Below are 24,084 nucleotides of genomic sequence, written 5' to 3'. Positions count from 1 at the left end.
GGGAGGAATTATATCAATAATTTTTATCCATCTTTCTTTTCCAAATATTCCAGCAATTGACCGGCGGCTTCTTGTTCGGCGATGCGTTTGTTTTTTCCGGTACCGCTTTTTACGGGATATTGCGCCAAGGAAACTTGCACCGTAAAGGTCGGCTGATGCGCCCGGCCCTTGGTCTGCGTGACGTCATATTTCGGCAAGCCAAGTCCCCGCGCTTGTGCCCATTCTTGCAATTCTGTTTTCGCATCGCGCGGCGGAGCTGCATGGCGGTCAATCATCGGCTGCCATAGCCGGCCAATAATTTCCACCGATTTGACAAATCCCGCATCGACATAAATCGCCGCGATCAAAGCTTCCATCACATCCGACAGCATGGATGGCGTAATGTCTTTGGCCGGAACATCCGCAACGCTGCTGGTGAAATCCAACAATTCAATTTGCTTGGCTATTTCCACCAAAGTTTCCTGGCGAACCAACGCCACGAACCGTTTCGATAAATCGCCTTGTCGTTCTTCGGGAAAACGATGATACAGCATTTCCGCGACAATCAGGCCCAAGACGCGATCGCCTAAAAATTCAAGCCGTTCATAACTTTGCAGTTTTTTGACTATGGAGCCAGGCGTGCGCAGCGCCTTTTCCAACAACGACCGGTCCCGGAATTGATAATCCAGTTTTTGTTCCAGCGGTCGTAAAATATCGTCCATCAGCGAATTTTCACGAACAATCGGTCATAGCGGATGGAAAACGGCCAGTTCCAAATCTGCCACCAGGGCGATCCGCCCTTCATGGAAAAGAATACATATTGCGCCTTGCCAATCAAATTTTCCGCCGGAACAAATCCAACCGAACTTTCAACGCGGCTATCCATGGAGTTGTCGCGATTGTCGCCCATGAAAAAATAATGGCCGTCCGGAACTTTGTACACTGGCGTATTGTCCAAACGCGCCTCGTCGCTCAATTCCAAAATCGGGTGAACCAAACCGCCATCCGGCAGAGTTTCCCGATATTGCATAAATCGCGACGGCGAAACGTTTGGAATTGGATTATTGGGGTGATCTATATAATCTTCTACCCGTGAACGCGTAACGGCCTTGCCGTTGATGTACAAAATGCCTTTTTTAACCTGGATCTCGTCGCCAGGCAGGCCAATCAAACGTTTAATATAATCGGTGCGGTTATCGCGCGGCAGCTTAAAAACAATCACATCGCCGCGTTCCGGAATTTTTTCGCTGATGCGGCCATCATACAAAGGCAAACTGAGCGGAAAAGAATGCTTGCTGTACCCATAAGAATATTTGCTGACGATAATGTAATCGCCTACCAAAAGCGATGGCAACATCGATGTCGATGGGATGCTGAACGGTTCGAAAATAAAAGTGCGAATCAGCAAGGCGAGCAATACCGCATACACGATGGTCTTGATAGTTTCCAGCCATTCGCCGGCCGGGGATTTTGCTTTGGTGTTTTGCGCGATATCGGTCATCAAAAAGCCTTGGATTTTCATCTGAAATTAAAGAAAATAATATAGGGGATTAAGCGCGCCCAATCAAATATTTGCTTTGGTTTAAACGGGGGTATTGGCGGACAGAACCACAAAAGCCACAGCGTAATCGTCTTCTTCCGCCAGGCTTAAATTCGCCTGCAATTGCGCTCCTTTCGGCACGCAAGAAGCCGTCAATTCCGCCGCTTTTCCAGCAATTTTAAGGATTGGTCTGCCGTTTTTATCGTTGGAAACGCTAAAATCCGAAAAACGGACGCCCGAGCGGATGGCAATCCCAAGGGCCTTTGCCGCCGCTTCCTTGGCGGCAAAACGGCTGGCCAAGGTACGCGCCGGACGATGGCTGCGCGATGCTTTTTCGCGTTCTTCCGCGCTAAAGACACGATTCAAAAACCGCGGCCCGAATTGACTTAATACTTTCTCAATTCGGTCGATTTTAACAATATCTGTGCCGACCCCAATAATCATGTGCTGGCCACTTGTTTGGCGGCTCTCGCCTGATCCATTACGAATCTCATGTGCCGCACCGCACCAGTAAGCCCGATGAACATCGATTCCGCCATCAGAAAATGGCCGATATTCAATTCGGTGATTTGCGGAATCGCGGCAATTAAACCGACATTATCGTAATTCAATCCGTGACCGGCATGGCACGTCACCCCCATTTTAACCGCATGATCCGCGACTCGCGCAATTTCGGCCGCCCATTCTTGCTGCTGTTCGGGTTTTGAGTGCGCGTATTGGCCGGTATGGAATTCAACCACCTTTATGCCCAAATCCTTAGCGCTGCTGACTTGCATGACATTCGCATCGATAAAGGCGGATACCTGGATTTTCGCCGCCTGCAATCGCATCACCATATCCGAAAATTCCAAATCCATATTAACCAAATCAAGTCCGCCTTCGGTTGTCAGTTCCGCGCGTTTTTCCGGAACCAAGCACACGGCGTGCGGCTTTACGCGCAAAGCGATATCCAGCATTTCCGGCGTCATGGCCATTTCCAAATTCATCGGCACGCGAGTCTTCTCGCGCAGCAATACCACATCGGCGTCTTTGATATGGCGGCGGTCTTCGCGCAGATGCACGGTAATCGAATCCGCGCCACCTTGAATAGATGCTTCGGCAGCGCGTAAAATATCCGGATATTGTCCGCCCCTCGCATTGCGTAACGTGGCCACGTGATCGATATTGACCCCTAAACGGACAGGCGGGATGGAAGACATTCTAAACCTCAGGAAGAAATACGTTCAACAGAATTGATTACGGATGTGGCGCGCAGTGCTGCCATAATTTCGGTAAGGTGAGTTAAATCTTTTACCTCTACATCCACGATAATTTCGAAAAATTCGGTGCTGCGGCTGGTGATGCGCAAATTGGTGATATTGCCCTGGCACTTTCCAATGACGGTCGACAAACTGCCCAAAGAACCGGGTTCATTGGCAATCACCACCATCATGCGGGAAACGTGTTTTTCGCCTTCCATATGGTCGTTATCCCAACCCACATCCAACCAGCGTTCCGGCTGATCGGCGAAATTCTGCAATACATCGCAATCCGATGTGTGAATCGAAACGCCCTTGCCGGTTGTAACAATGCCGACAATCCGGTCTCCCGGCAACGGATGGCAGCATTTCGCGAAATGCAGCGCCATACCTGGGATAAGTCCTTTGATTGGCAAAGAATGGCTGGATTTGGCAATCTTCGCCGGCTTGATCATATTTTGCGGCGTCGGCAATGGTTGATTGGCGGTTTTTTCTTCGGGATAAATGCTTAGCAAAACTTCTTTTGCGGTATGAATCCCCTCGCCCACCAACGCATAAACATCGTCGACATTGGTCGCGTTGAATTTTTTAATCACGCCTTCGACCAGCTTATCGTTAAGCGGCTTGTTTTCATGGCGAAAGGCTTTTTGCATGATCTGCTTGCCAAGATTCAAGTACTGAGCACGCTTTTGGCTGCGTACAAATTTGCGGATATGCGATTTGGCTTTTCCGGTGACGACGAATTCTTCCCAAGTCGGCGATGGCGTTTGCGATTTCGAGGTAATGATTTCCACCTGATCGCCATTTTTCAGCAAAGTACGCAATGGCATGATACGGCCATTGATTTTCGCGCCGACACAAGCATCTCCCACGGCCGAATGCACTTCGTAAGCAAAGTCGACCGGCGTGGCACCGCGTGGCAAGGCCACCAAATCGCCTTTTGGCGAAAAGCAGAACACTTGATCCTGATACATCTCCAGTTTGGTGTGTTCCAGGAATTCTTCCGGGCTTTCGGCTTGTTCCAAAATTTCCAGCAATTGACGCAGCCAGCGGAAATGCTTGCCTTCCTTCAATCCTTCGCCCTGCTTGTAATTCCAGTGCGCGGCAACGCCCATTTCCGAAATCTCGTGCATTTCATGGGTGCGGATTTGAATTTCGATACGTTCTTTTTCCGGACCAATCACCGCCGTATGCAACGATTTGTAACCGTTCGGTTTTGGCGTCGAGATATAATCCTTGAACCTTCCGGGCACGACCGGATACTGGCTGTGCACCATGCCAAGGCATTGATAGCATTGTTCGATATTATCGACGATTACGCGGAAAGCCATGATATCCGCTAGCTGTTCGAATTCGACATTGCGGCGCTGCATTTTACGCCAAATCGAATAAGGCGTTTTTTCACGGCCGGAAATATGGCACGGAATTCCGCCAGCATTAAATAATTCTTTCAATTCGTCGATAATGCGGCCAATGACATTGTCGCCCTTGGCGCGCAGGAAATTCAACCGCGCAATGAGCGAATCGCGCGCATCCGGATATAATTCTGCGAACGCCAAATCTTCCAATTCATCCTTGACCGATTGCATGCCGATCCGTTCGGCCAGCGGCGCATAGATTTCGAGGGTTTCAAGCGCGATGCGGCGGCGTTTTTCCGGATCTTTGAAAAAATGCAACGTGCGCATGTTGTGCGCCCGGTCGGCCAATTTCACCAGCAAAACCCGGATATCTTCGGACATGGCGATAACCAGCTTGCGGAAATTTTCCGCCTGCTTGTTTTGCACATTCTGCAATTCAATTTTGGAAAGTTTGGTTACGCCGTCGACAAGGCGGGCGATTTCCTCGCCAAACAGTTTTTGAATATCTTCGAGCGAGGTTTGCGTGTCTTCGACCGTATCGTGCAAAAGCGCGGTAATAATCGACGCCGCATCCAATTTCATATCGGTCAGAATCGCGGCGACTTCGAGTGGATGAGAAAAATACGGGTCGCCGGAAGCGCGTTTTTGCGATCCATGCGCGCGCAGAGAAAACACATATGCCCGGTTTAGCGCGTCCTCATCCGCATTAGGATCGTATGATTTGACGCGCTCTACCAGTTCATATTGACGGATCACGGATTTCGATCAGCTAAGTCCTAGCTGTCCTCACCACTGCCAGATCCAGCGTCTTCGGCAGAGGTATCGGCGTCGGAAAAGGCCGCGTTCGCATCGTCATAGACACTTAACCCGTCCATGTCTTCCAATGCTTCGTCGCCTTCTTCGTCGTCTTCTTCAGATACGTCGCGAATGCCAGCGGCGCCGATCAATTCATCGTCGCCCATTTTTGGATCCGGCAATACTAAATCGGTTAATTCTTCTTCAGGCTCCGGTGCGATTTGCGGAGTTTTCTGGAATCCTTTAATCAAAGATTCATTCAAATCCGCCGGGGTCACAGATTCTTGCGCGATTTCGCGCAAAGCGATCACCGGATTTTTGTCATTGTCGCGTTCAATGGTCAGAACCGCGCCGGCGGAAATATCCCGCGCGCGCTGCGCCGCAACCATCACTAATTCATATCGATTTGGAATAATTTCCACGCAATCTTCAACAGTAACGCGAGCCATGCCTCATCCTTTCAATAATTCAGTATATCAACGGATCGTATAAATCCCTTAAAATAAATATAGGGGGAACAAAAATATAATCAAAAATTGTGAAATTGCAATAGTTTAATCGGCAAGTCAGAAATTGCGGCGTATTGTAAAAAGATATGATTATTTATCTCGTTACGGAACGATCCAATAATCGCAGTGAAATCGGACCATCCGGCTGGGACTGAGTCGCTCTTAAAACTCCGCCGTTCAAGGGTATTCCTTGCCAAACAACCGGCAAGCCAAATGCCTTGATTATCGGCAATCCCAAATCGATAGTTTTAGCCCCGGCTGTATCGCCGCTAGCCTTAGCGTTTAAATTTAAATTAGTGCCATTATTGATTGAAAAATAAGAGCGAATTGCCGATTTGGCATATATACCTAAGCCTATTAAGCCCCCCAATTGGCACCCTACCGCAGCAGCAGCTGGAATAGCGGCGGCCATAGCAGTAATTCCACCGACTGCCAGCCCCACCAAACCCGCGCCGATTGCACATACCGCACCAAAGCCAAACGTCCATTTCAAAATATTCTTGGCACTGGACAATGTATCATCCATCCATGTCAGCAATTTCTGCTGCCATTTAGGTACATCCGGCCCAAATATGGTTGTTTTGCCCTTTTTCATAAAAGGGAACATAACACATCATATCCTAAATGTAAACAATTATCCCGCCAAGCGCCATTCGAGCGTGACTTCCAGCAATGGCTGCATCACAAAAGGCCGCTCCAGCATGCGCGGATGCGGCAATTCCAAACGTGGCGGATCGTTGATCCGTTCATGGTTATAGGTCAAAAGATCGAGATCGATACAACGCGCCTCGTTTCTAACCCCATTGCGGATGCGGCCAAAATCATTTTCGATCTGCCGCAATGCATCCAGCAATTGATAAGGCGTCAATTCCGTTTCCACGGCAATAACGCCATTGGTGAACATGGGTTGATCGGATTTGGGTACGGGTTCCGTTTGATGCCAGCGCGATTTTTTAATAACGTGAATGCCGTATTGGGGCATTGCCGCAATCGCGGCTTCCAATGTTTGCTGTGGCGAGCCGTATTTTTCGCTTGCCAGATTTGCTCCAAGACCGATAAGAATCATGATGCGATTATACCTCCCCCGGTTATAATCTGATTGTTAATTGTAAAACCACAACCAAAAAACATCAGTCATTTAAACCCCTGTATAGCATAAACCCCATGTTCAATCCACCAACCAAAAGTTGCTCTCTTTGTCCCCGATTAGTGGAATTCCGTTGCGCCAACCAGAATAAGTTTCCGCAGTTTTATAACGGTCCGGTGCCATCTTTTGGCGAATTGGATGCACAACTTTTAATTGTGGGGCTGGCTCCTGGATTAAAAGGCGCCAATGCGACCGGAAGGCCGTTTACCAACGATTACGCCGGGGATTTATTGTACGCGACGTTATTGAAATTCGGATTTGCTAAGGGCCATTACGGCAAAACCGCCAATGACGGGTTGCAATTGGTCAATTGCCGCATTACCAATTCGGTTCGTTGCGTACCGCCGGAAAATAAACCGACGCCAGAAGAACAAAAAACCTGCCAGCCATTTATCCGCGCCGAAATCGCGGCAATGCCGAATTTAAGATTTGTATTAGTTCTGGGATTGATCGCTCATAACGCGGCGCTGGATACTTTTGGCGTAAAAAAATCCACATATAAATTCGCCCATGGCGCGGTGCATGAGCTGCCGAATGGAATCAAATTATACGATTCCTATCATTGTTCCCGGTACAACACGCAAACCAAACGCCTGACGACAGAGATGTTTGAGGGTGTAGTGGAATTAATCAGCAAAAACTTAATTATCGCTGATTACAAAATGCGTTCATTCTCCTAGCCAACGCAAAATCTAACTCTGATACACCACCACAATGATGCGTTGTCAAGCGCACAACAACTTGATTATAACAATTGCTCCAATCAGGATGATGATCGCCTTTTTCTGCCTCAAGAGCGCAACGATTCATAAATCCCCAAGCAGCAGAAAAATCGGGAAAATCAAATGCTCTTTCAATAGCATCATGAGGGGACTTATCGCCTTTAATCCCTGTATAAGCTTCATTTAAACGCCAACCCGGCAAAGACGCTAAAGCCTCTTTAATTTGCCGGGCATCCATTTTATCTGCCATAGAAATTCTCCTATGAAATTATGAATTATTTTTTTACCAAAAACGCGGGCACGTGATCGCCCAATCCCTTTGGCGAAGGCTCACGGTCTTGGCGATGCGTGCGGTTATCGCGCCGTTCGGAACGATCCCGATTTTGGCGATTCTGATTATTTTCGCGGCGTTCATTGTATGTCTGGCCACGTTCACGAGGATATTGATTTTCACGCGGTGGACGCTGTTCCGAACGTTGCTCCCGATTTTCACTTTGCGAACCATCACGATCCCGGTCACGGTTGCGATTGCGCCCTCTCCCACCGCGGCGGCGGCGGCCGCGCGATTGGCCTTCGCCGCGATCATTCGAAAAATTGGCCGGGCTTTCATCCGCCGAAGCGCGGTTGCCAATATCGTCTGGGATTGAATTATCGTCATCGGCAATGCGATTGCCGATATTGTCTGCTGGTTCGTCATCGCGCGGCAATTCAAATTCGCCGTGATGCACATGAATTCCATGATGCGGACGATTATGATGGGGTCTGCCGCCTGAACCGGGCTGACGGCGGCCATGGCGGCTGCGGTTGCGGCGATGCTGGCGATTATGGTGACGGGTCGGTTCGCCCGTTTCTTCGCCATCGCTATCCGCCATAATTTCCGCCGATTCCAATGGCAGTACTTTCAATAAATCTCCAGCCAGTTTTTTAATCGGTTCGAACGATTTATCTTCGTGTTTTGTTACCAGCATTACCGCGCATCCGGTTTTTCCAGCGCGGCCGGTGCGGCCGGTGCGGTGCACGTAATCTTCGGTGTTCCACGGCACATCGAAATTCACCACATGGCTGACATCCATAACATCCAATCCGCGAGCGGCAACATCGCTGCAAACCAGCATGGTAATTTTGCCGGATTTAAATTCATCGAAAGTTTTGTTGCGGTCGAATTGATCCATGTCGCCATGCATAGCGCCGGCTGCAAAACCATGTTTTTGCAGCGATTTGCACAAAATATCGACGTCTTTTTTGCGATTACAGAAAATATAGGCGTTCTTAACCTGCAGATGATTGATCACATCGCGCAGCAATCCGCGTTTCGCTTTGAAATCGCTTGGCGCCTTGACATAAAATTGTTCGATAGGCGTCGCGTTGGTAACCGCGCGTTCAACCTTGACTTCTTTCGGATTCATCAAGAATTTTTTCGCAAGGCGCAGAATCTCGTCCGGCATGGTTGCCGAAAACATCAATGTCTGCCGAATGGTCGGCACAAAGCTGACAATTTTTTCAATGTCGGGAATGAATCCCATATCCAGCATCCGGTCGGCTTCGTCGATGACCAGTAACTTCACGTCATTCAGTAGAATGCGGCCTTGCTGATGATGATCCATCAACCGGCCTGGCGTTGCGATCAATACATCGACACCGCGATCCAATAATTTTTCCTGTTCTTCGAATCCAACGCCGCCGATCAACAACGCTTTAGACAAAGTGGAATATTTCCCATACGTATCGAAATTTTCGGCGATTTGGGTAGCAAGCTCGCGTGTCGGAGACAAAATGATCGAACGCGGCATACGCGCGCGATGCCGCGCGCCGGACAAAATATCCAGCATCGGCAAAATGAAACTGGCGGTTTTACCAGTTCCGGTTGGAGCAAAGCCCAATACATCCCGGCCCATTAAAACCAAGGGGATGACTTGTTCTTGAACAGGTGTCGGTGTGGTGTATCCGGATTCGGCCACGGCCTTTAAGACCGCATCACTTAAGCCCAAATTAGCAAATGGCATGAGATTCTAGTTTACAACTCGATATTGTTTTTATTAAGCTTGTCGAACTTATAAGGAAAATATGGCCGATTGTGAAGCCATAAAGCGTAAGGCGGGTTAAAATGACCAAAAACATATTGTTTATTCCGGGACTGCTGTGCGATCAGCGGCTGTTTGCCGCCCAAATCGCCCATTTAACGGATAAAGGCGCGAATTGCGTGGTGGCCGATATTACCGGTTTCGACCGTACGGTGTCGCTGGCGGAATCGGTTATTAAAAGAAACCTTTCTACCGCTACGAACTGGGCTGTGGTTGCCTTGTCCATGGGCGGGTATGTCGCGTTCGATTTATTGCGCTTAGCAAGCGATAAAATATCCCGTTTAGTATTAATGAACACTTCCGCCCGAGCCGATACGGACGAACAAAAACAAGTCCGTCAGGGATTGATAGAATTAGCCGATAAAGGCCAATTTAACGGGGTTACTCCGCGATTGTTGCCGCGCTTGCTGCATCCCCATAATTTATCCAATGACAAGCTAACCAGTTTGGTTAGAACTATGGCAGAAAGTGTTGGAAAAGAATCTTTTATTCGTCAGCAAACCGCCATTATGCATCGCCCGGATAACAGATCCTTGCTGCCCACCATCACCCAACCCACCATGATTATAGCCGGAGAAGGCGATATTATTACCCCGCCCGAAATCTTACGAGAAATCAGCGGGTCTATCAAAGGTGCTAAATACACCCAAATTCCAAATACTGGCCACTTGCCACCATTAGAATCACCATTACAAATCAATCATTTATTAGATGATTTTATCTTAAAAAGTTAATTTTATGCTGTGTTATTAATATGTTGACTCCATTTCGATATCCATTTAGAATACATATGGAATATTGTGTCCGAAACCTGCAAGGCCTGAATTAGGGTAGAGATACGCTTATGCTGGATGGACCATATAAAAATTATAACGATTTAGGAGCAAGGGTGACGGTCGCTACTTCAGGACCACTCAAAGCATTCGAAGGCATGTGCCAATTGGTGCGCGATCCAATTATGTTGGTCGCAACCGAAACACGCGCACCCTATACCCGCGCCCGGATCGTATCGGTAAATAAAGCCTGCGAAGATTTAATCAACTTTACCGCAGGCCGTTTATATAATCAGTCTTTGCATCAATTGATTGCCGATCTTGAAGATCCGGTCAACACCACCTGGCAAAATTACAATTTCGATTTGGAAGAGCCGTGGCAAGGCCCATTGATCCTTCGCACGCGCAGCAGCGCGACCATCGCTGTGGATGCCTCGGTCAGTAAATTAGGCCACGATCATGGCGAAAATTTCTTTACCTTGCGTTTTATCAAAAAGGACGGCAACACGGCTAAAAGCCAGAATGGCAATGGCAACGCGCTTGGCTCCCCCGCCCCAAATACCGGTTTGATTTTCGGCGATGTGCCGCCTGTAACCATTGCCCCGTCACAACCTTCATTGCCGTCCGTGCCGCAGTTGCCTTCCTTGCCGCCAGTATCCATAACCCCCGTTACCATTCCATTTGAACCTTTTGATCCTTTTGCCAGCAGCCCTTACCCTGCTGCACCTGCACCAGAACCAACACCAGCACCGGCGGCAATGGTAGATTCATTCGCATCGCTGCCGACTGACGCTGCCGAAGCGCCAACGAGTCCGCCAGCCCAAGAACTGGATGCCGAATCAAGCCAGAACGAAGATTATGCAAGACTGGAAGCCGTATTGCGATACACGCCAGCAGGAATTTTCCGCGTTGCCGTCACATCGGAAAAAGATTTTGTTTATATTTCCGCCAATCAAAAATACGAAGATATGGCTGGCCAAACTACCGATACTATTGCCGGCAGACGTCCCGAAGATATTATGCCCACCGGCCAAGCGCAGAATATCCGTAAATATTATGTTCAGTGTTTGGAAACGCGCAAATCGACCATTTTTGAAGAATATATGGATCTGCCGATCGGCAAACGCTGGTTCCAAACCACTTTGGTGCCATTGGCGGACGAAAGCGGCGATGTGGTTGAACTGGTTGGCGTGTCGTTCGATGTTACCGATCGCAAAACCACTGCCGATGCCTTGGCCGGAAAAATTTATCAGCAAGCCGCCATTGCGGAATTAAGCCAATTAGCCTTAACGCAATTGGATTTAAAAATCATGCTGGGCAAGGCGGTTGAAATTATTGCCAATGCCCTGAACGTGCCATTCTGTAAAATTCAAGAATACTCGTCCAATGAGCAAATGCTGATTTTACGCGCCGGTATCGGTTGGCAAGACGGTTTGGTTGGAACACATAAAAGTTCGATTTGGGACAATACCCAGGCCGCCGCTGCTTTAAAATCCCTGAATCCGGTAGTGATCGAAAATTACGACCAAGATCAGCGGTTTGCCATTTCTCCATTGCTTAGCGAACATCAAATTAAAAGCGGCGTGGCGGTGGTTATTTCCGGCCTGAATGGCCCATACGGCATTCTGAGCATTCATAGCGCCGAACCCGCTATTTACGATGAAGACGAAGTATATTTTCTACAGTCCGCGGCGGATACATTAGCCAGCGCGATTAAAAACAACCTTGCCGAACAGGCCTTGCGCGAGAGCGAACGACTAGTTTCCTCGATCCTGGAATCGACACAGATCGGCATTGGCGTCAGCGATCAAAGCGGCCGTTTTGTGCGTGTAAACCAGGCCTTCTGCAAAATTTTCGGCTATGAATCCAAAGATTTATTGGGCCGCGAATTTACGATTTTATTGCCATTCGCCGAACATCAGCGCGCCAGACAAATTTATGCTCAATTTATGAAGACCGGGGCCGAAATGCCCGGCGAAGGCACTTGTCTGCGCAAAGATGGCCGTCCAGTTGATGTGCAAATTACCGCCGGCCGATTGCAGCGCGCCGATGGCAGCATGTTGCGCGTGACTACGGTCGAGGATATCACCCAACGTAAAGTCATAGAAAACAGCCTTAAACTGTTCCAATTGGCGGCGTTGAATTCGCATGACGGCATCGTCATCACCGAACCAGGCCCAATCGATACGCCGGGCCCTAAAATTATTTTCTGCAATGCTGCCGCCAGCACCATTACCGGTTACGCACAGAACGATATTCTAGGCGCTACTTTGAAAATATTCCAAGGGCCGGAAACCGAAGATATTCGTTTCCGCGATATTCAATCGGCGATGCGTCAGCGCAAGACAGCCGATATTGAAATCATTCTGCACCGCAAGGATCAAACCCCATATTGGGCACAGGTCGGCGTTGTACCCGTGACCGATCAGCAAGGCCGCCACATGAACTGGCTGATTACTTTCCGCGATATCACCGAACGCAAGGAAAACGAACGTCTGCTGGAAGTCGCGCGCGAACAAGCCGTCACCGCCAGCGAAGCAAAGTCGGACTTCCTTGCCGGTATCAGCCATGAAATCAGAACGCCGTTAAATGCGATTATCGGTTTCGCCGACGTATTGCGCCGTGAAATTTTTGGACCATTGGGCCATGAACGGTATCGTTCTTATGCCGAAGATATCCATGATTCCGGCCGTCATTTATTGCAGTTGATTAATAACACGCTGGATTTGTCGAAAATCGAAGCGGGCGTTTTGGAATTGCATGAATCCGAGGTTCCAATCGATGCAGTTGTCCGATCGTCCGTCGCCTTGATGCGCGATTCGGCGCAAAACGGGCAGCTGACGATCAGTGTTGAACTGCCGGAAAAACCGCCGGTTGTGCGCGGCGATGAAACCAAGATCAAGCAAATCTTGCTTAATATGTTGTCAAACGCGATTAAATACACCCTGCCCGGCGGCAAAATTACCGTGCGTGCGTTTGTAGAACCGCGTGGCCTTGCGTTGCAAGTGCAGGATACCGGCGTTGGCATCCCAAAAGCGGAATTGCCCAAAGTCATGCAAAAATATATGCAAGCGTCGAACGAACAAAACAAACATACCACCGGTACCGGGCTTGGAATTCCTGTCACCAAATCTTTGATCGAGTTGCATCAAGGCATTTTGGACTTGAGCAGCGAAGAAGGCGTTGGCACGACGATTACCGCCGTATTCCCGAACGAAAGGCTGGTGGATTATCAATCCCGCCCCTTTCCCAGTCATAAATTAGCGTCGTAACAAAGACATATTATTTTTTTATATCTTTCCCTTGCCAGGGCCGGTTTAATCACTACATTACAATCATCTTTATCCCCAATTACGGAGAATCCTATGGCCCGTTTAAAATATAACGATCTCAATTCCGCTCCTGAAAAATCCAAACCGCATTTAGAAGCCACGCAGAAAAAATTGGGGTCGATTCCCAATATCTTTAAATCCATGGCAAATTCGCCCGCCGCGCTTGGAACTTATGGCGCAATCAACAACGCCTTGGCCGAATCGCAATTAACTCCGCAGATCAAGGAATCGATCGCCTTAATTATGGCGGAAACAAATTCTTGCCAATATTGCCTGTCGGCACATACATTGATTGGCGGCAAGGCCGGACTGAGTCCGGATGATATTGCATCGGCTCGCGAAGGCACCGCAACCGACCCAAAAACCAAAGCCATTCTAAAATTGGTGAAGTCGATTTTGGCCACTAAAGGTCACATCAGCGATGCTGAATTTAATGAAGCGAAATCGGCTGGCATTACCGATGGCGAATTCGCCGAGGTGTGCGCGGTGATTGGCTTGAACTATTTTACCAATTTGTTCAATTCGTTAAGCCAAAACGACGTTGATTTTCCAAAAGTCGAGTTACGCAACAAAAAAGCGGCTTAAATTATAAAGAGAAACAAAAAGCGCCCGTAAATGGGCGCTTTTTTATTGAGATTGTTATTTCGAGGGCGGTGGCGGTATGTTGGCCGGCATTGCTGACGGGGATTCCGCAGCAGCAGGTGGATTCTGCGGAATGATGACTGGCGGCGCCGTTTCTGGCTCTGCTGGAGGTTTTTGGCCAGAAGCAATCAACATTTTGCGAGCTACGCGTTTATTGATAAACTGCACATAGGGTGCTGGGATTTCATTATTGAATTGAATAATGGCCTTAATTTGTTTTGGTTCCGTGCCAGCTTTGTCAAAGGTACAAATAGCGATATCATTCACCCGTTTCCCGGTTGCATCCACAATCGAATATTCGACGGGGATTTGAATATCGGTGCTGGTTTCCGAAAATCCAACATCACCTATGGTCAATTTATTGGCTGGCAGAAACACGTCTTCGATCGCGATGCGGCACATTTTCTGTTCTGTTGTTAAGTTCTGTCCGCAGGCTGTTAAAAGCGATATAATAAAACACGCATAATAATGATATTGCCGCATCATCTTAATTTCCTGTGCCTATAATTACATAATAATATCGGTTAGCTTGATATTTAAAACAACCGTCCTGAGAAGATGGATCCCAATTAAATTGCGCCGTAAAAGTATCGCCATTGTTGACATTATCCACCGCAAAACTGGTGGCTACGAGGATATCATTGTCATTTACCGAACTCACCCGGTTCATGGATTCAATCATGGTACAAACATCAGAAGTTACGCTGGGTTTTAAAACAAAAACCCGCGTGGTGAATGTATTAAAAACAGCCGCATCCGCCATGGACCAGTAATTATAGCCATAAGCCCCGGTAGGATTACCAGAAAATATATTCGACGGTATTTTCTGCAGTCTTACTTTGGCCGCTACACACCTTTCGCCAGTACAAGTCGACCCATAATCAATGTCTCCAGTGCGGTATATTCTTTCCATATTTTTGATTGTTTCGCGGATATGCGCCCCGTGCGATTTAAGAGCAACAACGCTGGATTTGATGCGGTCTCTGTCTACGTAAGCCATTTGATTGCCGGTAGTTAATGATAATGCCGCGGATATGGCGGCTATCATAATAATCACCAGTAAAACCATACCCATAGCGAAGCCAGCTTGAGATGCGAAAACAAATCGGAATTTATTCATAAAAACTACCAATAACTAAAAAATACTGATAATCGGACGCATTGTATTTGATACATGCTTCTTTACGTGGAACCGGCAAATCCTGATCTGTGCTTTCAAATTTTAATTGATTACCCATACTAACCGTAACATCATTACGGTTTAAAATAGCTTGCTCCAAAGTCCGGCAGGCCTTTTCATTTATTTTATTAATAAACAAAACAATATCAATTTTTTCTGAAGTATCCGATGGTGAGCGCACACCATAAGCCAAATCCCACTTTTCCTTCACATTTGCAGGAACAAACATTTTCAGTGGAAGCAGCGTCCTGGTTGCTCCGCCATACAAACTATTATATGGGCACCGCCTGTCATCATCGGTCTTTTCGCAATTCGGCTCAGTCTGCTGCAAAGAGCCCCTAATTTCACGAATGCAGTTATTAAAATATAGCTCTGTGGCGCGTTGACCTTGATTAGCGCCATTATCGACAACCGTACAACTGGTTGCGATGCGTCTTATGCCGCCATATAAATCCGCCGCGCTGTTGCGAAAATTCATAACATCGATGCGGCCGATTTCATTGCCGCTGTCAAAATGTCCTGTGGTTTTGGCTATAAAAGAAGTAACGGCGGCAATTAAAAGAATTACCAACAATACCATTCCAATGGCAAAACCAGCATTCGCAGAAGTTTTTCTAGGCACAGTCATTCCTTTAGTTACAACACAACCGACTGGTTATGGCACAACCAAACCACCTGTTCAGTATACCGGATTATGTCCAAAAAAATGGCAAGATATTGCCGTTTTCGATCAAATTGCCCGAAATAGCGGTTAAAGCGGCACATACGCCTAAACCCAAGTCAATCAACCGCTTTTTCGGCTGGAATGGATCGGATTTAAGCAAGGATAATAAATTGACGGCTTGTTCAAATCCCTCAATACTTGATTCGCTTCTATTATTGCTTGCTTCATCGCCACCCTGCGGCCATCCAAAATTAAATTACCATTGGATTCAATTTCCAGGCGGCATTGCAAAGCCTGTTTGGCTTGCCACACTGGAAAGCTGATATTTTCATTTGCTGCAGCATGCATATACCAACCTTCTAAACCAAAATCCTGCAACTGCTGTTCATCGACAGAACGGACAAAGCCAGCGGAGAAATTGCAGTACATAAACCGTTTTTGTCGCCCCTTTTTTGCAATCACGGCTTGGGATACGCCGCCGGATATAAAATCTTCGCGGGTTACTTTACCGCCTGTGGCCTGGATAATCCGCAACAGTATTTCTTCCCTGGGCAACCGTTCGCCAAGCATATACCGGCGAATGGTCGCACTGCTGGATAGGCCCAATAACCGGGTAAATTCCGCGGGGCTTAGGTCGTTTTGCAATAAATAGTCGGCTAGTTTCATAAGCCGTATAGTACCCATTTTGGGTACTTTTTCCATTATCGTATCCAATATTCCTGTTGATAAGTATACAATTTGGGTATATATCCTGTGAAACATTGTGTAGGATCATTGTATGCAACAAACCAACCGTATCCGGAATTTGCGCCTGGCGCGCGGCTATTCGCTGCAGGATTTGGCCGAGAAAATCGGCACCAGCAAATCGCAAGTCGATAAATTGGAAAAAGGCGAGCGCCGGCTGACGCTCGATTGGATGCGCCGCCTGGCCGATGGGCTGGCTTGCACGATTACCGATATTATTGTTGCTGGCGATGCCCCCTCGTCCAAGGTTGCCAATATTCAATCGACGCCAAAGGATCTGCCTTTAATCGGCGGGGTCAAGGGCGGCATTCACGGATTTTTCTTTGATAATGGCCGGGTCAGCGATTTTGTCAATCGCCCGGCCAATTTGCTTGGCGTATCCAACGCATTCGCGGTTTATGCGATCGGCGACAGTATGGAGCCACGATTTTTCGCCGGTGAATTATTATATGTAAATCCTAACCGTCCGCTGTCTAAGGGATGTTTTGCGGTGATCGAATTGATGGACGGCCAAGGATTGGTTAAACAATTCCTGCGCCAGGACGATAAAACCATCACCCTGTATCAATTCAACCCCGCCAAGGAACTAACGCTAAAGAAACCCACGATCAAGAACGTATTCCGCGTCGTGGGCTCTAGCGAGCAGTTTTAGTTTGTCCGGGTATTAGCGATTTCCTGAACAAGCGCGGCTAACAAACGCACACCTGCGCCGGTTCCGCCTTTGTTATGGATGCCGGTGCCTTCAGGTTCGGCCACAGTTCCAGCAATATCAAAATGCAGATAATCATTACCCGGCAAAATACTGCGCGCAACATAGCAAGCGCCCAATGTCGCTCCTCCAAGTGGCCCTGCGCCGACATTGCGCATATCCGCATATGGCGAATCTAACTGCTTGTCCAATCGCGGGTGATACGGCAATTGCCATACATTTTCGCCAGATACTGCGCTTGCTCTTAATACTGCATCCCTCAATTCTGGATTCTTAGCCAAGAACCCAGTCGACGTGGCATTGCCTAGAGCATACATGCAGGCCCCCGTCAATGTTGCGGTTGAAATCAATTTTTTTGCATCCAATTCCCGTTGCGCAAAAGAAGAAATATCGAACAATACCAAACGTCCTTCCGCATCGGTATTTTCGATTTTCGAAGTTTTTCCTAGTTTATCTTTTTCTCCAGGCATATGCGTAATTATGCTGCCAAGTGGATAAGATTCGCCATCCATAGCATTTTCTACAATCCCCAACACGGCATGAAGATTTACTCTTGCTCCCAATAATGCCAACAACTGCATTGCACCCCATGTAGCACAAGCACCGCCTTTGTCTATTTGCATGGTTAACATACCGTCGGTGGGTTTCAGCGAGTGTCCACCCGTATCAAACACAACACCTTTACCCAACAATGCGATGCCTGATTCCGGTTGCCCGGGTGCGCCTTCATAACGCATTACAACAACGCGTGGTGGATTGGTGCGGCGGCTTCCTCTAGAAACAGCCAAAACACCGCCCATGCCATATTTATTAATCTCGTCTTCACCCATAACATCAGCGGATAAGGCAGGGTTACCCGCAGCCTGTATTTGTTTATTAACAGCAGCAACAAATTCCCCAGTGCCGAATAAATTTGCCGGTGTATCAACCCATTCCCTTACCGTCAAAACTGGACCCAAGGCCTTTGCAATATTTGCATATTCCGTTGTAGCAGATTCTGCAACGCTTACACCCGCTACCATGCGCACATCCAAGGTACATTTATTGCCCATGGCCTTTGCGCTTGCCTCATCGGTTTTAAATGTATACGCATGGGAGCGAAGCGCAAATCCCATAGCCAAATGCTGATACCGTTGTGCCAAGGATTCTGGCACATCTTGGTCGGCAAGAATAGTTACAGCGGTTGGATTTTGAGCCATAATTCCAGCAGCAATTTCACCGCCAATGCCTTCAATTTTAGCGACTAAGCCGCCAGTGCTATTGATATCCTTTTTATAATCATCTTCTTTTCCAACACCTACAAAAACGATGCGGTCTGCTTTCATTCCGGGCGGCGAATTCAACGTAAGCGACTGGCCAATTTTTCCTTTAAACTCATTTGCTTGAATAGCGTTGCCAATTTGCCCGTTAGTAACGGTATTTAATGCGCCAACTACCTCATTGGCAACACCTGAAGATTCTGGGACTAAAACAATTACGGTACCTGAAATATCAGTGTACTGATCTGAGTTGTTAGCTGCATTAATGGAAGAAAAACTGACTTTGGAAATCGTGGTCATAAAATTGGCCTTTCTGACAGGTTTCGAATAATGATACGGAAATATACGTTACGGAAATGTAATGTAAAGACGGAATTATCCCCTAAATCCCTTTTCTTTTTAATATTTTATTACCCATTCCTTAATCATTTTATGGCCTAATATTGGGATTGCTTGTAGGAAAAACCGCGCCTATGGCCTGGAATAAACCGTCTAAAAAGCCGAAAAAAATAAGCTTTATCAGCGAGGCTCCGCCCTATCCTTTGATCTGGCCGGATCATTGGCCACGGTTAAACGCTAAAGACCGCTTGCCGGCAAAAGATAACGTGACTCATTTCCTGGTGGCACGCGATTATATTCTGAACGAGTTAAAAGGTCTGCGCGCCAACAACATTTTGATTTCTTCCCATATTCCCGCAAAAAAGAATGGCGAGTTGTTCGTGGAATATTTGGACCGGAAACTGGACGATCCTGGCGTTGCGGTTTATTTTTTTGTCGGGCATCAGCCTTATGTCATGGCGTGCGATGGGTGGGAATATCCAAAAGACAATTTGCGCGCCATCGGCGTTACCATAGGCCACATCCGCGCTTGCGAGCGCACCGTGGCGCCATATTACCTGGATATTATGTTGTCGGCCTTTGCAATCCCAATACCAGAGGCCGCAGAAGAACAGGTTGCAGAACCGGAATCCATACGCCCTGCGTTTAAGACAAAAAATGTAAATCCGCGCGAATGGTGGACAGTATTAGGCGTTGGAGAAAACGCCAGTCTAACGGAAGTGGAAGCTTCGTTCCGCACGCTGGCCCGCGCCGCACACCCGGATTTAGGCGGCAGCGCCGAACAAATGAAATTGCTGACCCAGGCAGTTTCCTTTGCCCGCCAGGAATTGAAAAATAAAAAAACCGGATTTTTTACGATTCGGTAAAAGCCAACCATTATGGTTGCGGCCAGCCCTCCTACGCCAAGGCTTCGAAGGGCAATTTTCACTTAATATTTTACGGAGAAAATTGGGGCGACCGAGGGGACTCGAACCCCCGACATCTAGGACCACAACCTAGCGCTCTAACCAACTGAGCTACGGCCGCCATATCGGTCTATTATACAAAACCGAAGCTTGGGGTTATAGCAAAATCTACCATAAAATAAAAGGGTTTAGGCGCCTGGCCTAAACCCCATATTTCAAAGCCTATATTAACGAATTTAAGCCGCCTTATCGTCCGCGCCGGCGGGGATGTAATGCCCCGTCCCTGACCCGAATTCGTCGTCGAACGCGTCTTCCCAAGAACCGATGGTCGCGGCCTTGGAATATTCGGTGGCGCGGTTTTCAAAGAAATTGGTGTGTTCAATGGCGTTCAACATTTCATCCATCCATGGCAATGGATTTTTCGGAATGTTATAAATCGCCTGCAGACCCAATTGTTGCAACCGGCGGTCGCCGATCCAACGGATATAGTTTTTCACTTCTTGCGCGGTCAATCCTTCGACCCCGCCCATTTCAAACGCCAGATCAATAAACGCATCTTCGTGTTCGATGATGGTTTCGCAAGAATGGGTCAATTCTTTCTTCAGTTTTTCGGTCCAGATTTCCGGATTTTCCTGAATAAAGGTGCGGAACAAACGAATCACGTTAATGCAATGCAACGATTCGTCGCGCGCCGACCAAGATACGATTTGGCCCATGCCCTTCATTTTATTGAAGCGCGGGAAATTCAGCAAAATCGCAAACGAAGCGAATAATTGCAACCCTTCGGTAAAGGCGCCGAATACCGCCAATGTTTTGGCGATTTCTTCTTTTGAATCGACGGTGAAGTTTTGCATGTAATCGTATTTGTCCTTCATTTCCTTGTATTTCAGAAATGCGGAATATTCGACTTCGGGCATGCCGATCGTATCCAGCAAATGCGAATACGCGGCGATGTGCACGGTTTCAATGTTGGAAAACGCCGACAACATCATCAAAATTTCGGTTGGGCAAAATACGCGCGAATAATGCTTCATATAGCAATTGTTCACCTCGACGTCCGCCTGGGTAAAGAAACGGAAAATCTGGGTTAGCAGATTTTGTTCCGACGGAGTCAATTTCTTGCGCCAGTCTTTGACGTCATCCGCCAACGGAACTTCTTCCGGTAACCAGTGAATACGTTGCTGGGTCAACCAGGCTTCATAGGCCCATGGATAATGAAATGGCTTATAAACTGGATTTGGCGTTAATAGTCTGGACATATTTTATTTCTCCTTGCTCACGTTCTAAATCGTATACGCTTAATTTGTTTTAATTTTTATATCTGCATCTATTTTTTGTTTTATGGAATTATCATAATAACTACTTCCCCAACCACGTACTTTTCCATTTTCTAAATAAATAGGAGTATATTTATCCTGATCTACAGTAGCCCAATGATCAGTTTCATAAATAAAGTACTCTGATTTTCCATACAACTCTCTTTTATAAGGTTTACCCATCACCCTTAATACTTGTTCTTTAGTCATACCAATTTCTAATTCATTTAATTTAGCTCTTACATCATCACTTCTATTTTTTGCTGCAACTCCACATGCAGTTAAGGTTAGTAACACTACAAAAGAACAAATAAGGGAAATAATTCTTTTTTTCATTCTCAACCTCAAAATAAAAATAGATAAAACTTTACAAATGACTTAGTAAAACACTTTACTTGTCTACGTGTAGAATTCCTGATACATTTGCTATGCAAATGTATCAGGCAAAATACTCTCTATTTCATTAGAGTAACTGTTTTATCAATAATAGCAATTGCCCACTCGCCCCTATCCACAGACTTTGCCATGTTTTTGTAAAGATTCTAAAAGACAAAAAAACACCCGCCATTTTTGTAAATGACGGGCGCTTTTCTTAGAATATTATTTTACAGAATTACTGACAGGCCAAACATTCCTCGTAATTATTTGGCTGTGGTGCACGGTCATTGGCAACCGGGCGGTCGATGCGGATCTGATCGTCGTTGGCTGGTACAGGATCGACATTGTCGATCTGTTGTTTTGCTTTGGCTGCTTCTGCCAACGGGTCCCCCTGTAACTGACCAGCCGTAACTTCGGATTCCGCGCGCTGAATCGACAGCGAACGGCAATAGTACAATGATTTAACGCCACGCTTCCATGCCATGTAATGAATCTGGTGCAAATCGCGTTTATGAATATCCGCCGGGATAAAGATATTAAGCGATTGCGCCTGACATACATAAGGTGTCCGGTCGGCCGCCAAATCGATCAGCCAGCGTTGATCCAATTCAAAGGCTGTTTTAAAAACCAATTTTTCATGATCGGTCAAGAAATCCAAATGTTGCACCGATCCGCCACGCAAAGTGACCGAAGACCAGGTTTCGTCGTCATTCTTGCCGTACTGCTCCAGAACTTTTTCCAGATAGATATTACCGACGCGGAAAGAGCCCGACAAAGTTTTATGCGTGAACACATTCGCCGCAATCGGTTCGATTCCAGGGCTGGCGCCGCCGCAAATGATCGAGATCGATGCGGTTGGAGCAATCGCGATTTTATTGGAAAAACGTTCCATAATGCCAAAATCGGCCGCATCCGGGCACGCACCGCGTTCTTCGGCCAGAACCTGGCTGGCGGCATCGCATTGCGTTTTAATGTGCGAGAACATTTTGCGATTCCAAACTTTGGCCATCACGCTTTCGATTGGAATGTTGTTCTGTTGCAGGAAAGAATGCAGGCCCATCACGCCCAAACCAACCGAACGTTCGCGAGTTGCGGAATATTTGGCGCGCGCCATGGAATCCGGCGCCTTGTCGATGAAGTCTTGTAAAACATTGTCCAGGAATCGCATCACGTCTTCGATAAATAACGGATGATCTTTCCATTGGTGGAAATATTCCAAGTTCAGGGATGATAGACAGCAAACGGCGGTGCGTTCCTTGCCATGCAGATCCTTGCCGGTCGGCAGCGTAATTTCACTGCACAAATTAGACGTTTTTACGCTTAGACCGGCCAGTTTATGATGTTCCGGAATCGCACGATTGACGTGATCGATAAACACAATATACGGCTCGCCGGTTTCAACACGGGCAGTCAGGATGCGAATCCACAGATGCCGCGCGGAAACAATACGAATGACTGCTTTGTCTTTTGGACTTAACAGCGCCCAATCGGCATCTTTTTCCACGGCGCGCATGAACGCGTCCGTGATCAGAATGCCATGATGCAGATTCAATGCTTTGCGGTTTGGATCGCCACCGGTTGGACGGCGCAATTCGATAAATTCTTCGATTTCCGGATGATCGATTGGCAAATAGGATGCCGCCGATCCGCGGCGCAAGCTGCCTTGTGAAATGGCCAGCGACAAAGAATCTTGAACGCGAATGAATGGCACAATGCCGGATGTTTTGCCGTTCGCGCCGACTTTTTCGCCGATCGAACGCAAGTTGCCCCAATAACTGCCAATGCCGCCGCCACGCGCGGCCAGCCATACGTTTTCATTCCACAAATCGACGATGCCGTTCAAACTGTCGGTGGCTTCGTTCAAAAAGCAGGAAATCGGCAAACCGCGATTGGTGCCGCCATTCGACAGAATTGGCGTTGCGGGCATAAACCACAATTTCGAGATATAGTCATATAAGCGTTGCGCATGCGCCTGGTCATCGCCGTAATAGCTGGCAACGCGCGCAAATAAATCCTGATAAGATTCCCCCGGCAACAGATAGCGATCGTCCAAGGTCGCCTTGCCAAACCCGGTTAAAAACGCATCGCGGCTGTGATCGACATTGACTGGTGCACCGGATTTGACCTGTACCGCATTATCTAACATTGGACCGAACTCCCTGGTTTTTTTGTCGGGCTTGGGCATTGGATCAGGGATTAAAGGTGGCTATGATCGCCGCGAACACCGATAAAACCTAATTCCCACGCTTGGCCCAAAGTTATGCACATCTGTGGATAATATTGTGTGGATAAACACAATATCTTGGGTGGAGGAACTTAGTATCTACTAAATATAGTTAACCAACTTCCCCTGTATGCGCAAGGTCAATTTAGACAAAATTATGACTTTTTTATTTTTCTGCGTCATTTTATACCGCACAAAAGTATCTTAATTATCAATTATATATATAAAATGTTTTTATATAATATATTTA

The 24,084-nt window shown here is 47.3% G+C and carries 23 protein-coding genes, 1 tRNA gene and 1 pseudogene; 6 read left to right on the top strand and 19 right to left on the bottom strand.

The genetic code is table 11. The annotated features are described in order from the left end of the window. Positions 1 to 23: 23 nt before the first annotated feature. From rnc to folK, 8 genes are all read right to left on the bottom strand, one after another. Positions 24 to 701: a ribonuclease III gene (rnc, locus tag EYC62_07525; GenBank protein ID TAH33149.1), complete on the bottom strand. Its 678-nt coding sequence runs from the start codon at positions 699 to 701 to the stop codon at positions 24 to 26. After that, positions 701 to 1,480 carry a signal peptidase I gene (gene lepB / locus EYC62_07520; protein TAH33148.1) on the bottom strand — a complete coding sequence of 260 codons (780 nt, stop codon included), beginning with the start codon at positions 1,478 to 1,480 and terminating at the stop codon, positions 701 to 703. Before lepB ends, rnc begins: the two co-directional genes overlap by 1 nt. An 81-nt stretch (positions 1,481 to 1,561) precedes the next feature. Continuing rightward, on the bottom strand, positions 1,562 to 1,963 hold the full coding sequence (locus tag EYC62_07515; GenBank protein TAH33147.1) for a holo-ACP synthase: 402 nt from the start codon (positions 1,961 to 1,963) through the stop codon (positions 1,562 to 1,564). Beyond that, the gene (locus EYC62_07510; protein ID TAH33146.1) at positions 1,960 to 2,718 is read right to left on the bottom strand and encodes a pyridoxine 5'-phosphate synthase; all 759 of its coding nucleotides are present in this window, start codon (positions 2,716 to 2,718) and stop codon (positions 1,960 to 1,962) included. Before EYC62_07510 ends, EYC62_07515 begins: the two co-directional genes overlap by 4 nt. Before the next feature lie 8 nt (positions 2,719 to 2,726). After that, positions 2,727 to 4,871 (bottom strand): bifunctional (p)ppGpp synthetase/guanosine-3',5'-bis(diphosphate) 3'-pyrophosphohydrolase, encoded by a 2,145-nt coding sequence (locus EYC62_07505; GenBank protein TAH33145.1) that lies wholly within the window; start codon positions 4,869 to 4,871, stop codon positions 2,727 to 2,729. A 20-nt stretch (positions 4,872 to 4,891) separates the two neighbouring features. Next, the gene (locus tag EYC62_07500; GenBank protein ID TAH33144.1) at positions 4,892 to 5,359 is read right to left on the bottom strand and encodes a DNA-directed RNA polymerase subunit omega; all 468 of its coding nucleotides are present in this window, start codon (positions 5,357 to 5,359) and stop codon (positions 4,892 to 4,894) included. A gap of 154 nt (positions 5,360 to 5,513) precedes the next feature. After that, positions 5,514 to 6,014 carry a hypothetical protein gene (locus EYC62_07495; protein ID TAH33143.1) on the bottom strand — a complete coding sequence of 167 codons (501 nt, stop codon included), beginning with the start codon at positions 6,012 to 6,014 and terminating at the stop codon, positions 5,514 to 5,516. A 39-nt stretch (positions 6,015 to 6,053) separates the two neighbouring features. Continuing rightward, entirely contained in the window at positions 6,054 to 6,485 is a 432-nt protein-coding gene (gene folK, locus EYC62_07490; GenBank protein ID TAH33142.1) for a 2-amino-4-hydroxy-6-hydroxymethyldihydropteridine diphosphokinase, read from the bottom strand. Positions 6,486 to 6,583: 98 nt separating this feature from the next. On the opposite strand from folK, the gene EYC62_07485 reads away from it, so the two are divergent. Beyond that, complete coding sequence (locus EYC62_07485; protein TAH33141.1) at positions 6,584 to 7,246, top strand: uracil-DNA glycosylase; 663 nt, start codon at positions 6,584 to 6,586, stop codon at positions 7,244 to 7,246. Here the strand turns inward: EYC62_07485 and EYC62_07480 are convergent. Then, the gene (locus tag EYC62_07480) at positions 7,212 to 7,538 is read right to left on the bottom strand and encodes a 4a-hydroxytetrahydrobiopterin dehydratase (protein TAH33140.1); all 327 of its coding nucleotides are present in this window, start codon (positions 7,536 to 7,538) and stop codon (positions 7,212 to 7,214) included. The genes EYC62_07485 and EYC62_07480 overlap by 35 nt on opposite strands. Positions 7,539 to 7,563: 25 nt before the next feature. Next, positions 7,564 to 9,291 carry a DEAD/DEAH box helicase gene (locus EYC62_07475; GenBank protein ID TAH33139.1) on the bottom strand — a complete coding sequence of 576 codons (1,728 nt, stop codon included), beginning with the start codon at positions 9,289 to 9,291 and terminating at the stop codon, positions 7,564 to 7,566. 101 nt (positions 9,292 to 9,392) lie between these two features. Between EYC62_07475 and EYC62_07470 the strand changes: the two genes are divergently transcribed. The 3 genes from EYC62_07470 to EYC62_07460 all read left to right on the top strand — a co-directional run bounded on the left by EYC62_07470 (position 9,393) and on the right by EYC62_07460 (position 14,059). Continuing rightward, on the top strand, positions 9,393 to 10,103 hold the full coding sequence (locus tag EYC62_07470) for an alpha/beta fold hydrolase (protein TAH33138.1): 711 nt from the start codon (positions 9,393 to 9,395) through the stop codon (positions 10,101 to 10,103). 110 nt (positions 10,104 to 10,213) lie between these two features. Continuing rightward, on the top strand, positions 10,214 to 13,414 hold the full coding sequence (locus EYC62_07465; GenBank protein ID TAH33137.1) for a PAS domain S-box protein: 3,201 nt from the start codon (positions 10,214 to 10,216) through the stop codon (positions 13,412 to 13,414). Between the two features lie 93 nt (positions 13,415 to 13,507). After that, on the top strand, positions 13,508 to 14,059 hold the full coding sequence (locus EYC62_07460) for a carboxymuconolactone decarboxylase family protein (protein TAH33136.1): 552 nt from the start codon (positions 13,508 to 13,510) through the stop codon (positions 14,057 to 14,059). A 54-nt stretch (positions 14,060 to 14,113) separates the two neighbouring features. Here EYC62_07460 and EYC62_07455 read toward each other — a convergent pair whose 3' ends face one another. The 4 genes and pseudogenes from EYC62_07455 to EYC62_07440 all read right to left on the bottom strand — a co-directional run bounded on the left by EYC62_07455 (position 14,114) and on the right by EYC62_07440 (position 16,626). Further along, a complete protein-coding gene (locus EYC62_07455) occupies positions 14,114 to 14,602 on the bottom strand; it encodes a hypothetical protein (protein ID TAH33135.1) in 489 nt (162 codons plus the stop codon). A gap of 1 nt (position 14,603) precedes the next feature. Then, positions 14,604 to 15,236, bottom strand: coding sequence for a hypothetical protein (locus EYC62_07450; protein ID TAH33134.1), 633 nt, complete (start codon positions 15,234 to 15,236; stop codon positions 14,604 to 14,606). Then, a complete protein-coding gene (locus tag EYC62_07445; GenBank protein TAH33133.1) occupies positions 15,229 to 15,918 on the bottom strand; it encodes a hypothetical protein in 690 nt (229 codons plus the stop codon). Before EYC62_07445 ends, EYC62_07450 begins: the two co-directional genes overlap by 8 nt. 528 nt (positions 15,919 to 16,446) lie before the next feature. Next, positions 16,447 to 16,626, bottom strand: a pseudogene (locus tag EYC62_07440) (helix-turn-helix domain-containing protein). Positions 16,627 to 16,738: 112 nt separating this feature from the next. On the opposite strand from EYC62_07440, the gene EYC62_07435 reads away from it, so the two are divergent. After that, positions 16,739 to 17,356: a helix-turn-helix transcriptional regulator gene (locus tag EYC62_07435; protein TAH33132.1), complete on the top strand. Its 618-nt coding sequence runs from the start codon at positions 16,739 to 16,741 to the stop codon at positions 17,354 to 17,356. On the opposite strand, the gene EYC62_07430 is transcribed toward EYC62_07435, so the two are convergent. After that, positions 17,353 to 18,972 carry a hypothetical protein gene (locus EYC62_07430; protein ID TAH33131.1) on the bottom strand — a complete coding sequence of 540 codons (1,620 nt, stop codon included), beginning with the start codon at positions 18,970 to 18,972 and terminating at the stop codon, positions 17,353 to 17,355. The genes EYC62_07435 and EYC62_07430 overlap by 4 nt on opposite strands. Positions 18,973 to 19,145: 173 nt before the next feature. On the opposite strand from EYC62_07430, the gene EYC62_07425 reads away from it, so the two are divergent. Next, positions 19,146 to 19,877, top strand: coding sequence for a J domain-containing protein (locus tag EYC62_07425; protein ID TAH33130.1), 732 nt, complete (start codon positions 19,146 to 19,148; stop codon positions 19,875 to 19,877). An 83-nt stretch (positions 19,878 to 19,960) separates the two neighbouring features. Here the strand turns inward: EYC62_07425 and EYC62_07420 are convergent. The 4 genes from EYC62_07420 to EYC62_07405 all read right to left on the bottom strand — a co-directional run bounded on the left by EYC62_07420 (position 19,961) and on the right by EYC62_07405 (position 23,795). Beyond that, positions 19,961 to 20,037 (bottom strand) — tRNA-His (locus tag EYC62_07420). A 115-nt stretch (positions 20,038 to 20,152) separates the two neighbouring features. Beyond that, on the bottom strand, positions 20,153 to 21,175 hold the full coding sequence (locus tag EYC62_07415) for a ribonucleotide-diphosphate reductase subunit beta (protein ID TAH33129.1): 1,023 nt from the start codon (positions 21,173 to 21,175) through the stop codon (positions 20,153 to 20,155). 39 nt (positions 21,176 to 21,214) lie between these two features. Further along, positions 21,215 to 21,568 carry a DUF3192 domain-containing protein gene (locus EYC62_07410; GenBank protein TAH33128.1) on the bottom strand — a complete coding sequence of 118 codons (354 nt, stop codon included), beginning with the start codon at positions 21,566 to 21,568 and terminating at the stop codon, positions 21,215 to 21,217. 277 nt (positions 21,569 to 21,845) lie between these two features. Further along, positions 21,846 to 23,795, bottom strand: coding sequence for a ribonucleoside-diphosphate reductase subunit alpha (locus EYC62_07405; GenBank protein ID TAH33127.1), 1,950 nt, complete (start codon positions 23,793 to 23,795; stop codon positions 21,846 to 21,848). Between the last annotated feature and the right edge of the window lie 289 nt (positions 23,796 to 24,084).

It is taken from the genome of Alphaproteobacteria bacterium, assembly GCA_004295055.1.
In the GTDB taxonomy this organism is placed as follows: domain Bacteria; phylum Pseudomonadota; class Alphaproteobacteria; order SHNJ01; family SHNJ01; genus SHNJ01.
This window is presented reverse-complemented; position numbering and strand designations above follow the sequence as displayed.